This is a genomic window from Fulvimarina fulva, from assembly GCF_039652615.1.
GTDB lineage: Bacteria > Pseudomonadota > Alphaproteobacteria > Rhizobiales > Rhizobiaceae > Fulvimarina.
On record NZ_JBDJAC010000016.1, the window covers coordinates 19156 to 34973 of the forward strand.

At 59.6% G+C, this 15818-nt stretch carries 15 protein-coding genes; 3 read left to right on the forward strand and 12 right to left on the reverse strand.

The annotated features are described in order from the left end of the window. Positions 1–27: 27 nt before the first annotated feature. From ABDX79_RS17495 to ABDX79_RS17540, 10 genes are all read right to left on the reverse strand, one after another. A complete protein-coding gene (locus ABDX79_RS17495; protein WP_346221596.1) occupies positions 28–792 on the reverse strand; it encodes a nucleotidyltransferase family protein in 765 nt (254 codons plus the stop codon). Continuing rightward, a complete protein-coding gene (gene tsaE, locus ABDX79_RS17500; RefSeq protein ID WP_346221597.1) occupies positions 789–2405 on the reverse strand; it encodes a tRNA (adenosine(37)-N6)-threonylcarbamoyltransferase complex ATPase subunit type 1 TsaE in 1617 nt (538 codons plus the stop codon). The genes ABDX79_RS17495 and tsaE overlap by 4 nt, the downstream gene beginning before the upstream one ends. After that, positions 2402–5050: a sensor histidine kinase gene (locus ABDX79_RS17505; RefSeq protein WP_346221598.1), complete on the reverse strand. Its 2649-nt coding sequence runs from the start codon at positions 5048–5050 to the stop codon at positions 2402–2404. The genes tsaE and ABDX79_RS17505 overlap by 4 nt, the downstream gene beginning before the upstream one ends. Positions 5051–5272: 222 nt before the next feature. After that, entirely contained in the window at positions 5273–6685 is a 1413-nt protein-coding gene (gene ahcY / locus ABDX79_RS17510; RefSeq protein WP_463671197.1) for an adenosylhomocysteinase, read from the reverse strand. Positions 6686–7022: 337 nt separating this feature from the next. Then, positions 7023–7367, reverse strand: a complete 345-nt coding sequence (locus tag ABDX79_RS17515) for an HPr family phosphocarrier protein (protein WP_463671198.1) — start codon at positions 7365–7367, stop codon at positions 7023–7025. 4 nt (positions 7368–7371) lie between these two features. Beyond that, on the reverse strand, positions 7372–7773 hold the full coding sequence (locus ABDX79_RS17520; RefSeq protein WP_346221599.1) for a PTS sugar transporter subunit IIA: 402 nt from the start codon (positions 7771–7773) through the stop codon (positions 7372–7374). A gap of 169 nt (positions 7774–7942) precedes the next feature. Beyond that, complete coding sequence (locus tag ABDX79_RS17525) at positions 7943–8398, reverse strand: HPr kinase/phosphorylase (RefSeq protein WP_346221600.1); 456 nt, start codon at positions 8396–8398, stop codon at positions 7943–7945. 10 nt (positions 8399–8408) lie between these two features. Beyond that, entirely contained in the window at positions 8409–10205 is a 1797-nt protein-coding gene (locus tag ABDX79_RS17530) for a sensor histidine kinase (protein WP_346221601.1), read from the reverse strand. A 133-nt stretch (positions 10206–10338) separates the two neighbouring features. Beyond that, positions 10339–11049 carry a response regulator transcription factor gene (locus ABDX79_RS17535; protein ID WP_346221602.1) on the reverse strand — a complete coding sequence of 237 codons (711 nt, stop codon included), beginning with the start codon at positions 11047–11049 and terminating at the stop codon, positions 10339–10341. A gap of 529 nt (positions 11050–11578) precedes the next feature. Further along, the gene (locus tag ABDX79_RS17540) at positions 11579–11959 is read right to left on the reverse strand and encodes a septal ring lytic transglycosylase RlpA family protein (protein ID WP_346221603.1); all 381 of its coding nucleotides are present in this window, start codon (positions 11957–11959) and stop codon (positions 11579–11581) included. A gap of 427 nt (positions 11960–12386) precedes the next feature. On the opposite strand from ABDX79_RS17540, the gene ABDX79_RS17545 reads away from it, so the two are divergent. From ABDX79_RS17545 to ABDX79_RS17555, 3 genes are all read left to right on the forward strand, one after another. Then, on the forward strand, positions 12387–13097 hold the full coding sequence (locus tag ABDX79_RS17545; protein ID WP_346221604.1) for an autoinducer binding domain-containing protein: 711 nt from the start codon (positions 12387–12389) through the stop codon (positions 13095–13097). Continuing rightward, entirely contained in the window at positions 13094–13708 is a 615-nt protein-coding gene (locus ABDX79_RS17550) for an alpha-ketoglutarate-dependent dioxygenase AlkB (protein WP_346221605.1), read from the forward strand. Before ABDX79_RS17545 ends, ABDX79_RS17550 begins: the two co-directional genes overlap by 4 nt. Before the next feature lie 168 nt (positions 13709–13876). Continuing rightward, positions 13877–14614: an SDR family oxidoreductase gene (locus tag ABDX79_RS17555; RefSeq protein WP_346221606.1), complete on the forward strand. Its 738-nt coding sequence runs from the start codon at positions 13877–13879 to the stop codon at positions 14612–14614. Positions 14615–14634: 20 nt separating this feature from the next. Here ABDX79_RS17555 and ABDX79_RS17560 read toward each other — a convergent pair whose 3' ends face one another. Then, positions 14635–15222: a PilZ domain-containing protein gene (locus ABDX79_RS17560; RefSeq protein ID WP_346221607.1), complete on the reverse strand. Its 588-nt coding sequence runs from the start codon at positions 15220–15222 to the stop codon at positions 14635–14637. Positions 15223–15380: 158 nt separating this feature from the next. Continuing rightward, entirely contained in the window at positions 15381–15704 is a 324-nt protein-coding gene (gene hspQ / locus ABDX79_RS17565; RefSeq protein WP_346221608.1) for a heat shock protein HspQ, read from the reverse strand. Between the last annotated feature and the right edge of the window lie 114 nt (positions 15705–15818).

The window sequence follows — 15818 nt, forward strand, 5'->3', positions numbered from 1 at the left end:
ATGGACCTGTATCTCGTATCTGACGGTTCAGGCGGCGCTTGAGAGATAGGCCATTTCAGCCTCTTTGATCGCTTGCGGCGTACCGACCGTCAGCCACAGCCCGCTCAGGCGGACGCCGTTCAGCCGTTCAGCTTCGATTGCCGCGTCGAAGATCCGGTTCAGCGAGAAGGGCTCGACTTGATAGCCCTCGAAGATCTCCGGCGTAAAGATGCCGGCGCCGGCGTAGATGAACGGCGACATGTCCCGCTCTTCGCGGCGAACCAGCCGTCCCGTCGCATCCATCACGAAATCGCCGCGTCCGTCATAGCCGGTCGATTGGGCCATGTCCGCGATCAGAAGGCTGACATCCATATCGGCCGGACGCCAGAGATCTGAGAGAATGTCCAGATTGGCGCGGTAGCTTTCAATCCAAAATGTATCCGAATTGAGCACGAAGAAGGGTTCGGAGCCCAGATGGGGCAGGGCCTTCATGATCCCTCCGCCTGAATCGAGCAGCAGATCGCTTTCGTCGGAGATGACGATCTCCATGTCCTTGCGTCTGCGCAGATGGGCCCGCATCAGATCCGGTAGGTAGTGGACGTTGACGACGACCTTTTCGACGCCGGCCCTCGCAAGCGCATCCAGGCCGTAGTCGATCAGCGCCTTGCCGCGCACTTCGACCAGGGGTTTGGGGACGGTGGATGTGATGGGCCGCAGCCTCTTGCCGAGACCGGCCGAGAGCATCATGGCGGTCTTCGGTCGAAAGCGGTTGTCCGCCCTCGTCAGGGTAGGGGTCGTCGTTCGGTTGTTCATGCGCGTCTTGATGTCAGGTTGTTTCCGACGATGCCCCAATCGGCATAGAGCGATTTGACGGCCGCCAGAGTCGGATGGTCCAGGGCGCGTCCAAGATAGCCGCGTACGTGCGGAATGTGACGTCTGTATTGCGGTTTTCCATCGCGCATGGAGAGACGCACGAAAATTCCAAGAACCTTCGTCGCGCGTTGAGCAGCCATCACCGCATAATCGCGTTCGAAGAGGAACGGTTTGAAGTCCGGATCGCTTGCGCGCCGCGCCGCGACATATGCCGAGACCAGCGATGCTTCGAGCTCTGGAGGGACGTTGACGCGCGCATCCTGTGCAAGCGATGCGACATCGTATGCGGTCGGGCCGATAAGCGCGTCCTGAAAATCGATCAGGCCGATCCGCGCGGTTCCGATCGCATCGGGCTGCCAGATGATGTTGGGTGAATGGAAGTCGCGCAGCACGAGGGTTGTCTCCGCATCGGCGATTTCCTGAAACACAAGCGACCAAGCTTCGTGGAAGCGGTCCCTCTCGTCGTCCGTCGGCTGGCGGCCGAGTGCTTCGGGAACGTACCAGTCGATCAGGAGATTGGCCTCGGTCATCATCGCGTCGGCATCGAACCGTGCAACATGATGGACCTCGTCTGCTTCGATCGGCACATCGGACCGCCATTCGATTTCGTGCATCCGCGCCAGACATTCGACAGCTGCCCGATAGCGCTCGGGGTCGGGGGTTCGGTCCGCCCGAAGAAGCGATCCGGTGCCGAGATTGCTGGTCAGCAAAAGGCCGCGATCGAGGTTTTGTTCGCGGATCCTCGGTGCGCAGAAGCCGGCTTCACCCAGAGCGCGGGCGACCGCGACGAAGGGACGAACATCCTCGGCCAGATGAACGAGCCGGCTATAGGGCAGGCCATCGCGGATCGGCGGTCCATCCGGCTGGTTGGGTGAGTCCATCAGGACAAGGGATCCACCTTCGATGTCGATGGTCTCATAGCGGCGCGACGAAGCATCGCCGATATAGTATTTCCGGCGATTGCCGGCCATGCCGGAAGAGGAGAGGAAATCGCGAATTTCGAGGGTTCGCTCGATCCGCGCAATCGCATCGCCTGAGGCGGCGATCGCAGCACGGCGGCCACCCGGTTCGGTTGTTTGAAGCTCGACGATGATATTGGCGCGCGCCAGGACGCTGTCGACCTTCTGGGGCCACTCGACGAGGATCGCTCCGGTCGCGAGCGCTTCATCGAGGCCGAGTTCATCCATCTCGGAGGCATCGGCCAGACGATAGAGATCCAAATGCGAAACGGGAAGTCTGCCGGTATAGCTCTGCACGAGCGTAAAGGTGGGCGAGGGAACGTCCTGCTCGTCGTCTCCGGTGATTGCCCGGATGGCGGCACGGGCCAACGTCGTTTTTCCGGCCCCCAGATCGCCAAGCAGCGCAACCACATCGCCCGGCTTCAGAACGAGACTGATATCTTCGCCAAGGCGTTCAGTTGCGGTCGCATCGGGAAGATCGACGATCTTGATCGTCTGAAGCGCGGTCATCGCCGTGTCATGTTCCTCGGTCACCATGTGAAGAGTGCCATATTCAATATCGCCAGCTTTGGTCGGCGATATCATATGGTTCATTCTGCGGCGTCCCGATAGGTGGACTTCTTTCGGTCGACGGGTTTGCCCGCCCCTGTTGCATCACTGCCCACAGGGCTGTTGGGGTCCGGCTTTTCCTGTTTTGCAGGAAGTGTGCAGACAACGCATGTGCCCCCGTCTTCTGGGGCTTCGACCCGAATGGCACCACCATGCAGCTCGACGAGGCTCTTCACGATCGAGAGCCCGAGTCCCGGTCCGGAGGATCGTCCGCCTTCTGCATTGGTCTCGAAACGCTCGAAGATGCGCTCGACCTGATCGGCCGCAATGCCCGGCCCGCGATCCGTGACCGCGAAGCAGACCTCGGCGGTATCGGGCGACTTCCATGCTTTCAGATCAATCTGCGAGCCTTGCGGCGCGAAGTTCGTCGCGTTCGACAGGAGATTGTAGAGGATCTGGGTTAGTCGCGCTCCGTCGGCTTCGATAACGCCGCCACTCTGTGTGAGATCGACGTTCAGCTTCAGCTGGTTTTCGTGCAGGCGCTCCTGAACGCCTTCGACTGCATTCTCCACGCGGGCCGCGATGTCGACCGCCGAGACCTCCAGTTCCATGATGCCGGCGTCAATGGTGGCAAGGTCCAGCGTGTCGTTGACCATTGCGAGCAGCGAGCGTGTCGAGGAATTGATGTGTTCCAGATAATCGGTCTGGCGCTCGTTGAGCGTGCCGAGTTCGGGCTCGGCGAGGAGCTGCGAAAACCCGATCACGGTCGTCAGCGGTGAGCGCAGTTCGTAGCTCATGAAGGAAACAAAGTCGTATTTGATGCGATTGGCTTCTTCCAATGCTTCGTTCTTCTCACGCAGCATCCGTTCGGCGGCTCTCGCATCGGAGACATCCGAGAATGTCAGCATGGTTTGCGCATTGGGAAGCGGCACCGCCTTGTAGGTCAGGATCATGCCGCTCGACAAATGGATTTCGCCGGTCTCGGACTTGCGGCCATTCTCGTCGATCGAGGTGACGAGAACCGCAAGTCCGGTCCAGCCGGGCGCGCCCGTCGTTCCGTCCAATATGCGAATGTGAGCTGCATCCTGGAAGGTTTGGATGCGGGGCTTCGACTTGAGGAAGGTCTCGTCCAGCTCGAACATTTCGCCGAATGTCGGGTTGGAGAGCTGCAGCCGTCCATCGCTGCCGAACACGGCGACGCCTTCGCTGAGATAGTCGATGGTCTCACGCTGAAGCTGCGCGACGGTCTTGATTTCCATCTCCAGCTTGAGCCGTTCCGTAATATCTTCGAAGACGAACGTCGCGCCGCCTTGAGGGTTGGGAGTTGCGACGACGCGGAGCGTCCGGCCATTAGAGAGGTGCCACATCGTCTCGGTCGGATCCTTGGCGCTGTAGGCGGCGAGATCCTCCTTGCGTCGCTGGCTCGGAAACGCAATTTCTGTCGGCAATACGCCAGCGTGGCGCAGATGGTCGAGAAACGCAACGTGATCGGGATCGGACTGAAGGAATGCGTCCGTCAGCTCGAAAAGGCTCTTGAAGGCCGCATTGTAATAGGCGAGGCGTGTGTCCGGATCGAAGCGGGCCACGGCGGTGCCCAGCTTGTCGAGCGTTTCCGACTGGCTATCGATCGTCTGACGCAGTTCGCGGCGGATGTTCTCGGTTTCCGAAACATCGATCGCAAGGCCGGCGGTGCCGATCTGACCGGCAAGCTCTGTGACGTCGAAGATATGCCGGTCAGCATCGACCACGGTCGAGAGTTTGCCCGCATAGAGGCCGTATTGAGAGACCGCGTCCGCCACTTCGTGCCGATCGGTTTCGGCGAGAAATTCGATTCCCTTCTCAACGACCTCGTCCGGCGAACTTGCATCGACGGCTTTCGAGAAGGCTTGATTGACCCAGTAGAGTTTTCCGTCGCGGTCGCGCAGCCATGCCGGCAGCGGCGCCGTGTCGAGCAGCGCCTGCATCGTGTCGATCGTGCCAAGGGCTTCCGATAGCTCGTTGCCCGCGCGCTTCAGCTTGGCTCTGAGGCCGGCCGTATGCGTGAAGCGGACGAGTGCGAGCCCCCCATGGGTGCGCCCCGTCACCTCGATCAGTTCGTTCGACCGTGTGTCAAGCGACAGCGCGAAAGGCGTGGCATCGGTGCGCAATTGTTCGATCGCAACCGCAAGATCACCGGCGCCTTCGGTGGGAAGCCATTCTGTGAAAGTCAGAAAGCGATCGGGTGAAATTGGTGAGCCGGCTTGTTTCGGCATTTCACCGAAAATCCTCGGTCGCTCGGCGCCGCGATAGACGAGCAGGCGCTGGTCGCTTGCACCGAGCAGTGCCTGGAATTCGGTTGCGTCCTGGGTCCGATCGGCGATCTCCGCGCGGAGCCTATCGTTCTCGCGGGTGAGCGCCGCGCGATATTTCATCAGATAGACGGCACACACCATCATCGTGCCGAGCGCGACCGCCACGAGGGCCAGGATGGTAATCGGCGCGGAGTCCCGGATAAGGCTCGTCTGAGCGCATGCGGGAGTTGCAACATTGGCGAAAAGGAGAGTGAGAAGACAGATACCGCCAGTGGATCCAAGAGTTCCCGGATTGCACTCGGGCGTCACCCGATCGACGATCGCATCGCTATCCGTGACGAGCCGAATCCCTGTGCGTTTCCACGCGCTTCCGCGTGAAACCAATGTCCCCTCGTTCATTGTCAGATCCCCGTAATCGCCGCATTCTCGAAATCGAATTGACCGTGCAACGCGATACTCTCGGAGCGCCCCCGCCATCCATAGCCGCCCCAATTTAACCACTATTAACGATCGTCGGAGACTTCGCAATGCGTCCAAAAGAGGAACAGACGCAAAGAAAAAGCCGCCGAAGCAATTGACTTCGGCGGCTTTTTAATTGGTCATTCAGTCAGGTCGCGCGATTTAGTAGCGGTAATGCTCCGGCTTGAAGGGACCTTGCGTGTCGACGCCGATGTAGTCGGCCTGTGCCTGGCTCAGCTCGGTCAACTTTGCGCCAAGCTTGCCGAGATGCAAACGCGCAACTTTCTCATCGAGATGCTTCGGCAGAACGTAGACCTCATTCTTGTACTGATCCGTGTTCTTGTACAGCTCGATCTGAGCCAGAACCTGGTTGGTGAATGAAGCGGACATCACGAAGCTCGGATGGCCCGTGGCATTTCCGAGATTGAGCAGACGACCTTCCGACAAAAGGATCATCCGCTTCTCATCAGGGAAGGTGATCATGTCGACCTGCGGCTTGATGTTCGTCCACTTCTGGTTACGAAGCGCGCCGACCTGAATTTCGTTGTCGAAGTGACCGATATTGCCGACGATCGCCATGTCCTTGAAGGAGCGCATGTGATCGAGGGTCACGATATCCTTGTTGCCTGTCGTCGTGATGACGATATCGGCGCTGGGACCTGCGTCTTCGAGCGTGACGACCTCGAACCCGTCCATCGCGGCCTGAAGCGCGCAGATCGGATCGACTTCGGTGACCTTAACGCGTGCACCCGCGCCAAGAAGCGACTGCGCGGCACCCTTGCCGACGTCACCATAGCCACAGACCACAGCGACCTTGCCGGCCATCATCACGTCGGTGCCGCGACGGATGCCGTCGACGAGGCTTTCCTTACAACCGTACTTGTTGTCGAACTTCGACTTCGTGACCGAGTCGTTCACGTTGATCGCGGGGAAGGGAAGCTGGCCCTTCTTCTGTAGCTGGTAGAGCCGATTGACGCCCGTGGTCGTCTCTTCCGAAACGCCCTTGATCGCCTCGCGCTGCTTCGTGAAAAAGCCCGGCGTTTCGGCCATGCGCTTCTTGATCTGTGCGAAGAGAACTTCCTCTTCCTCAGAGCCGGGATTGGAGAGCACGTCTTCCCCGGCTTCGGCGCGAGCGCCGAGCAGGATGTACATGGTCGCATCGCCACCATCGTCGAGGATCATGTTGGACGGCTCGCCGTCCGGCCACTGGAAGATCTTGTCGGTGTAGGTCCAATAGTCTTCGAGGGTCTCACCCTTGATGGCGAAGACCGGAGTTCCGCCCTCGGCGATGGCCGCAGCTGCGTGATCCTGGGTCGAGAAGATGTTGCAGGACGCCCAGCGAAGCTCGGCGCCAAGCTCCTTCAGGGTCTCGATCAGAACAGCCGTCTGGATCGTCATGTGAAGCGAGCCGGTGATGCGCGCGCCCTTCAGCGGCTTTTCCGCACCAAATTCTTCGCGGCAGGCCATGAGGCCGGGCATCTCGGTTTCGGCGATGTCGATTTCCTTGCGGCCGTAGCCTGCAAGCGAAATATCGGCGACCACATAGTCGTTCTGGCTATCCAGATGCGTGTCCATATCAATTTCCCATTCAGTCAAAATCTGATCGCCTCGCTTTGCAGAAGCGACGCGTTGGGATCCTGATTAGCAATTTCGCCGCAAAATCTCAAGGCGATATAAAGAAATGTTTATGTGTTGATATTGTTAAATCGGAATGAAGGCGAACGATTGATGAATGACACGAACGAAGCAACGTCCGGTCACCGTTGCTGAACGGGATCGGCAATTTCGTGATGGGACGATCTAAAGGAAACGAGGGACGCCCTCGATTCTTGAAATGAAGGCGCGTGGAAGTGCAGAGCATTCGCTCGGAAGGGCGTGGCGATCTGAGGCGTTCAGAGCTCAGGCGTCGTTCTCAGCTGTCTTCGCCGAACCGATCATTGACGAGATCCGTCAAAGCCGCCACCACAGCGCCGGCATCCGGTCCGGTGGCGTAGACGTGGATGTCGGACCCTTTTGTCGCGGCCAGCATCATGAGGCCCATGATCGAAAGTCCGCCCACGGACATCCCGTCCCGTTTGACGGTGACCTCGGCGTCGTACTGATCGACGGTCTGGACGAAGCGGGCGGAGGCACGTGCGTGCAAGCCTCTGCGATTGCAGATCGTCAGCACGCGCTCTGCCTTTTCGTTGCCGTGCATGTCTTCCGCAACCACGACCGATTGTGCGATCTCATCTTCCTGTCGTTGGATGCGTCTCATAGCTTCAGGTTCCGCTCAGTACACGACTTGCGACATTGATATATTTGCGGCCCGCTTCCTGGGCATCGACCAGCGCTTCGGCGATCGGCTTTTCGACACGCACGCTCGCCAGTTTGATGAGCATGGGCAGATTGACACCCGCCAGAACGTCCACACGGCTTCCGTCCATGACGGAGATCGCGAGATTCGATGGTGTCCCTCCGAACATGTCGGTGAGAATGATGACACCGTTGCCCCGCTCTGCCTTGCCCACCGCGGCGATGATATCGCTCCGGCGCTGCTCCATATCGTCTTCCGGACCAATCGAGATGGTTTCGAATGCATCCTGCGGCCCGACGACATGTTCGAGCGCATTCTGAAACTCTTCGGCCAGACGGCCGTGGGTCACGAGGACAAGGCCAATCATCGAGGCCAACTATCCTTGCACCGCATCCCCATCATCGCTCTCCCGGTATCTGCTCAAAAACCTTGGCCGTGTGGCGGTGGCCGGTCTCGTACTCTAACGCGCTTGGCTGGTGTGAGCTTCGCTTCCAACGGTAACGTCCACCGTAAAGACCGCGAATGCAAGGCGACTCTCAGCCTTCTCCCAAGTATGCACTTCTTAGAAGCGTTAAAACCACATCGGCAGAGAACGCAGCGTCTTGTTTAGGCAATTCAATCCGCCGAACGGACCGGCCGAGGACGGTTTCGCGCTGATCTCTTTTCTCTGGCATCCGTGTGCGGTTCTCTGCCGTCACGAGATCGACGATCAGGGAGAGTGGCGCCGTTTCCACCGTCTCTTCGCGCAGGATGCCGATGCCGGAAATCTCCATCAAGCCCTTTATGGCTTCGGGAGCGGTCATGATGATCCCGGCATCCCGCGTCTCAAGATCGACGCGGTCGTCCGCGACCAGATAGGCGTTAAGCGAAATCGAGCCCGCGCGCCGCAGAAGCGAGATACAAAGGCTGGTCTTGCCGCTCTGTGCCGGGCCACGAATGAGAATGCCGACGGTTCCGATCAGAAGGGCCGTCCCGTGAACGTTCTCGCGCAAGACCCTGAAATCACTTTCCGGCGGGCAGCGACACAATGAAACGCGCGCCCTTCATGATCTGGTTTTCGACCACGTTTTCCGCACGGATCGTGCCGCCATGGGCCTCGACGATCTGCCGGCTGATCGAAAGCCCGAGCCCGGAATTTTGCCCGAAGGCCTCAGCGCCCGGTCGGTCGGTGTAGAACCGCTCGAAAATACGATCCACGTCCTCTGCCTGAATGCCCGGACCGTTGTCTTCGACGGTCACGACCAGACGGCTCGTGCGCCGACGAACATTGATCGTGATGCGACCGCCATTGTTCGGCACGAAGGAGCGGGCGTTCTCGATGAGGTTGGTGAAGACCTGACTGAGGCGCAGATCGTGGCCGACGACTTCCGTGCCGCCTTTCATATTCACGGGGATGGGCTGGATCTTCAGGTCGATCTTCGTCGTGCGATCCGGCTGGACACGCCCGCGAACACCCTCGACGACATTTTCGAGAAGCTTGGCGATATCGACGGTATGGGCTTCCTGACGTGCAAGCTCGGCGTCGAGCCGGGATGCGTCAGAGATGTCGGTGATCAGACGATCGAGACGCCGCACATCGTGCTGGATGATTTCGAGCAGGCGCTCGCGGCTTGTCTCATTCTTGGCGAGCGGCAGGGTTTCAACCGCGCTGCGAAGCGAGGTTAGGGGGTTCTTGAGCTCATGGCTGACATCGGCTGCAAAGGACTCGATCGCATCGATCCGGGCATAAAGGGCCCGGGTCATATCCTTGAGCGCGACCGCCAGATTGCCCACCTCGTCCGCGCGATCGCCGAAATCGGGGATCTCCGCTCTGACGTTGACGCCGCGCCGGACGCGAACCGCCGCCGCCGAGAGCTTGCGCAGGGGGGTTGCGATCGTCGAGGCGAGCAGGATCGAGAGCGCGATCGTGACGAGGGCGGCCACAGCGAAGGTTCGCACGATCGCGGTGCGTTCGGCCTGAACGATCTTGTCGATGTCGCCGCCCTGAGTCGACAGGAGAAGCACACCCAGAACGGCCCGGAAGCGTTGGATGGGCACCGCGACCGAGACGATCAGCTCGCCGTTCTCCGTGGCGCGCACCACCGTGGCAGGCCCGCCCGTAAGGGCGTTGACCACTTCCGGATAGGTCGTGCCGGAGCCGCCGGGCGTCTCTTGATAAGTCGGAAGCGTGCTGCCGGAAAAAAGCCGTTCGAACCACCCGACCACATCGTCGACGAAGGTATTTTCCTCCTGCTCGATCGGCGGCAATTCGTAGCGCAATACCTGTCCCTGGGCGTAAAGATGACGCGTATCGAGAATGAGATTGCCATCCCGATCGTACAGGCGGGCCCGCGTCCGGGTCGGTGAAATCAGCCGTGCGAGAAGCGGCGCGACCCGTTCGGGTTCAATCGGAAAATCCAGACTTTCCGCACCGTTGGATGAGGGCGTCAGTGTATCCCCGGCCTGCAATTCCAGTAGTCTTTCCGGGTCAAGCGTAATGGAATTGGTGTCGATTGTGGCGGACGACGCAATCGCCGCGGCCATGATCTCGCCTTGGGTGAGAAGGCTTTCGACCCGCGCGTCGATCAAGCCGGCGCGAAACTGGTTGAGGTAGAGAATGCCGGAGACGAGAACGATCAGGGCAACGAGATTGAGGAAGACGATACGCCGCGTAAGCGACGAGAAAATCGTGTGCGACAAGATCCATCTGGAACGGAAGAGCATACGCCGAACAAACGGAAATCGCCTTAAACGCGCCCTGCGCGAGCGCTCTCGGCGGCGCGTTTCGTCCTGCTCAGTCGCGTCGGAGGCCGATGCCATATGTGCCGCTGAAACTCCGCGTTTTGTATCCTTCGTTAACCTGTCGCATGTTCACGGCGGAAGTTTGCATCAAATCCGATCTTCGGCTGCAAAAACATGTGGATGAGCCTGCCTCGCCGGGCGCGCTCCGCGTTTACATTTCGCGAAAGCGGTAACCGACGCCATAGAGCGTTTCGATCATATCGAATTCGTCGTCGATCGCTTTGAATTTCTTGCGAAGCCGTTTGATATGGCTGTCGATGGTGCGGTCGTCGACATAGACCTGCTCGTCGTAGGCGGCGTCCATCAGTGCGTCTCGCGATTTCACGACGCCTGGACGCTGCGCCAGAGATTGCAGGATCAGAAATTCCGTGACCGTCAGCGTCACCGGCTTGCTCTTCCAGGTGCAGGTATGCCGCTCCTGATCCATTACGAGCTGGCCACGTTCTAGCGATGTCTCCGGGTTGGTTACGTTTCCGGCACGCACCGGGCTTGCTTCGCGAGCAGCACCCCGCCTGAGAATCGCCTTTACCCGCTCGACAAGAAGACGTTGAGAGAACGGTTTCCGAATATAATCGTCCGCGCCCATCTTGAGACCGAACAGCTCGTCGATCTCTTCGTCTTTCGAGGTCAGGAAGATCACGGGGATATCGGATTTCTGACGCAGCCGCCGCAACAATTCCATGCCATCCATTCGCGGCATCTTGATATCGAAGATCGCGAGGTGAGGCGGACTCGCCTGAAGGCCGTCGAGCGCGGAGAGACCGTCGGTATAGGTCTCAACCTTATATCCCTCGTTTTCGAGCGCGATCGACACAGAGGTCAATATGTTGCGGTCGTCATCGACGAGGGCGATGGTCGGCATCAGGTCGGTTCTCCTCTCACTGGCTGTCCGGTCATGAATCTCGCGCACCGGGCCCTGCCGGACGTGGATTGCGCGAGCGGCAGCACGGCTTTCAGTCCCAAGGTGCAGATTCCGATAGCCACTTTCAACGCCGGTAATTGTGGCAGTGGCACTGGATTTCAATGTAAGGATGCCATGTCGGGCCTCGGAACAAGGCAAGGAGCCGAACGATTTCCTAAGGGCCTTGATTGCCGATGCTTTTCCGGGCTGGCCGAAACAGCCGCAACGAGTGCCGTCGAGGTCGACGGCTTTTTGCCGCAAACGTCCCCTCGGCTCAACGGCCATCCGATGCACGAAAAAAGCGGCGCTTCCGGATTGGAAACGCCGCTCTCTCAGTTGGACCGGTCACTCGGAATTTCGTTTGAGACGGCATCATGCCGGATATGAGTTCGGCGGGCCCCACGACCGCAAAACTCATGAAATCCAATCTCGAGTAGGCCCTGCGAACCTCTGGCGGATCCGCCGAAGGGCACGGCGAGACCTGTGGTCCTTAAAGGATGTCGATGCTGACGTTGGCCGTGCCGGAGTTCAGCATGCCGATCTTGGCGGCGGCGCCGCGGGACAGATCGATGACGCGGCCGCCGACATAGGGACCACGATCGTTGATGCGCACGACGACGGACTTGCCGTTGTTGCGGTTGGTGACCTTCACCTTGGTGCCGAAGGGCAGCGTCTTGTGTGCTGCGGTCATGGCATTCATGTTGAACTTCTCGCCATTGGCGGTCGTGCGGCCGTGGAAACGCTTGCCGTAGTAGGAAGCATGGCCGCCGGCGGATGCAGCCGTGGCGGTTTCAGTCATCGCGACGGTCGATCCAGCGGAGGCGAATGCCAGTACGGCTGCGGCGAGAACGGTCTTAGCGGTGATTTTCATGCGTATTCTCATTCATTTCAAGCGCTCGGTCCTTCATGGACATCTGCGCTACCCCATTTTTTCCGGCGGCCGAGCCCCGGCCCCTCGTGGCCGCCGACGGAGGTGTCTATCGCCAAGCTTCTTGACGGAAACGTGATCGCTTTGCGTCATGTGTTAGGTAATTTTGTGCGACGCGGGAACTTTCTCGAAGGACCGGCAACTCCATGAAATTTCGGGTTTCTTCCCGCGCTCATAGCGCAGTCAAAATCGTAAGTGAGAGTTGCAAAGGACGCGATCTCTTGTTGAATTCGTGTGGGACTCAATCTTCCTGCGAGACGTCGACAGGCAGGCGGTGCGGATCAGAAGGCGGTGCGAAAATGAACTGCGAACACCAGACATGCGACACAGTTCGGGGCGGGCATCATCCAGATGCCGTGGGACCCAGCTGGTGACGTCCTTCCATGCACGTCTCACGCATTTGCCGCAGCCATGGAGCGAACCCGCGCTACAAGCCGAACTCGGTGCTGCGGCAGAAGAATGCGGGTTTTCCCATGCCGCGGCCTTGAGCCTGCCCTCGACCGACGAGAAGGGCATGCAGACCCGCTATCTGTTGGGCAACTGGTCGAAAGCCTTTCAGCGGTCCTACGAAGCCACCGAGCTGCATCGGCACAAGGTCGTCATCGCAACTCTTACGACAGATCCTCTGCCGTTCGAATGGGACATCGATACCCTCTATGGCATCTCCGATCCCGAACCTTCGAAAGGCGCGAGGCTGGTCTCGGAGGCCGGATGGTCCGAGGGCGTCTTGCTGCCTGTCCATGGACTGACGTCGTTCTGCGGAGCCTTGAGCTTCGCCGGTCCCGGCAGGCTGCCAACCCGGACGGTGATCGACGAACTTCATGCGTTCGCGTTCGTCTTCTTCGGCATGCTTGCCGCAGTGCGCTTCGAGGAAAACCGCAAGAACAATCCGCTGACGCCGCGAGAGCGAGACTCGCTCCGGCTTGCCATGCTGGGCAAAACCTCGTCGGAAATCGGCATCGTACTCGGCCTTTCGGAATACACGATCTCGCAATATCTCACCTCCGCACAACGAAAGCTGGAGGCATCGAACCGAACCCATGCCGTCGCGATGGCGGCTCAACTCGGATATCTGTCGTGACCCTTTTGCCGGAGGGCGTGCGGCATTTCCCCGGTTTGTTCGCCAGACGAGAGCAGGACGATCTTCTCGAGGATGTCAGGGCGGTGGTGAGGAGCGCGCCGCTTTTTCAGCCCGTGATGCCGCGCTCCGGCAAGCCGCTTTCGGTCAAGATGACGAATTGTGGCGAGCTCGGCTGGGTCGCCGACAAGGGCGGCTATCGTTACCAGCCCCGCCATCCCGATACCGACGAACCCTGGCCTCCGATCCCCGAGCGCCTGCTGTCCCTCTGGAACGAAGTCGGCGGCTATGAGGCGCCGCCGGAAGCCTGTCTTGTCAACTTCTATACTGAGAACGCGAAGATGGGTCTCCATCAGGATCGCGATGAAGAGGATCTGGCGGCTCCGGTCGTGTCCGTTTCCCTGGGCGACGACTGCCTGTTCCGGATCGGTGGGACGACGCGGGGCGGCCGAACAAGGTCGGTAAAGCTTCAATCCGGTGACGTGGTGATCTTGAGCGGGGGCGGCCGTCTTAGCTATCACGGCGTCGATCGGATTTATCCGGGAACGTCCACACTTCTGAAAAATGGCGGCCGGATCAATCTGACCTTGCGGCGGGTCACGAGGCCCGGCTGATCATACGGCAGCCTGATCCAGCCGGCCTTGTCGAGCGAATGATAGAGCCGCCCATCAACCCGCACGCGCCGACGGGTGGCGGCGACGCCTTGCGGCTCTAACTCCTGCCCAGACGGGCACGGCGCAAGACGAGCGGGTCAGACCGAAACAATCGCGAGGCAAGACCAGATGAAAACCATTCTTGTGACCGGCGCCGGAAGTGGCATCGGACAGGCATGTGCGCGGGCGTTCCTCAAAGACGGCTGGCGGGTGGCGCTCGTCGGTCGGCGCGAGGAACCGCTTTGGGGGACTGCTGACGGTCACGAGGAGAATGCGATCGTCCTTCCCTGCGATGTCTCCGATCCAGCAGCGGTGGAAGCGGCGTTCGTCGACGTCGCCAATCGGTTCGGACGGCTCGATGTGCTCTTCAACAATGCCGGCGTGAATGCACCCGGTGCGCCGATCGACGAGATTTCGGTCGAAGACTGGATGAGGGTGTCCTCGATCAACATCACCGGGATGTTCCTTTGCGCCCGGGCCGCATTCGCGCTGATGCGACGACAGGACCCTCGGGGCGGACGCATCATCAACAATGGCTCGATATCGGCCCATGTCCCTCGGCCTGGCTCGGTCCTCTACACGATGTCGAAGCACGCGGTGACCGGCCTCACCAAAACGCTGAGCCTTGACGGACGCGAATTCGATATTGCCTGCGGGCAAATCGATATCGGAAATGCCTACACCGAAATGGCGCGGAAAATGGCTGAAGGCGTACCACAGGCCGATGGTTCGATCGCAGCGGAAGCCGTGATGGATGTGTCCCATGTGGCAGACGCGGTCAGTCACATGGCCAGGATGCCACTCGAAGCCAACGTCCAGTTCATGACGGTGATGGCAACGAAAATGCCATTTATCGGGCGCGGTTGATCGAGCCGTCTTGGGTTCTGTCAGCGGAAAAGTCGATGAAGCGCGTCTTCGCTCAGAGAGCTTGAGAATTCCACCGCAAAGCCATCTTCGAGATAGCGGACGATACGGCCCGGCATCGCGCCGAGCGTGATCTGGGTTCCAATGACAGGGCGTACTTTCGCCTGGAGCGCGGCGCCGGAGAGCGAAAGATCGATGATCTTGACCTTGTAGCGGCGACCGTCATCAAGAACGATATCGCGGAACGGATTTTCGGGTTGGATACGCTCGTGCCGGCGATCTTCCGGAAGGTTGAGAAGCTGCCGATTGGTGAGCCAGATCAATTTGGCGGCGAGCTTTTCCCGGCGGCGCTCGGAGCCAAGGGTCTTGAGCGAGAATCCGCCTTCGAAAACCTCGGCTACCTCGCCTTCGAGGCGACCCACGTGATCGGCGTAGACGATGATGCGCTCGCGCATTTCAGGCGCGATCGGTGCGAGGACCTGGGCTGCGCCCGGAGACATTTCGTTGATGCGGCAAGGATATTCGGAATCGTCGGAGCGCATGAAGCGCCCGAGAATGTCGACGGAAACCGCGTTGAAGTCCCCATCGGAGCTTGAGATATCAAACGCCATCCCGGCTGTCTCCCGTATCTGAAGCCCTGAGATTGGACTTACGCGCCGGGCCACTGTCGGCTGGGATGGTTAATATGTCATGGAAAACGCGGAGAGCAGGATGAATTTTCCAGCTTTTGGCCAAGTATCTCACGCTTTGTCAGCTTCTTATGGCGCGATCAGTTATGGATCGGCGCTCTCAGCTTGTAGGCTCCGTCCACCGGCCCCTCGAAGATTTCGCTGATCTGCGGATGGCGCACCGGCTGGCCGCTCTCGTCCGGCACGAGATTCTGCTCCGAACAGTAGGCGACGTATTCGGTTTCCGCATTCTCTGCGAACAGGTGGTAGAATGGCTGGTCCTTGCGCGGCCGAATTTCCTCCGGAATGGCCGCATACCATTCGTCGGTATTGTCGAAGACTGGATCCACGTCGAAAATGACACCACGGAAGGGGTAGACCCGGTGCTTGACGATTTGCCCAATAAAAAAGCGCGCGGTTTGCATCAAAAACTCAACTCCATTAATTCGGCCGCATTAGCCAAGTTCTGGGCCCTTACGCAAGAACCGAACATCTTTCGGTGATTTGACGGTCCGATTCTCACGACTGGACAGTCCGGT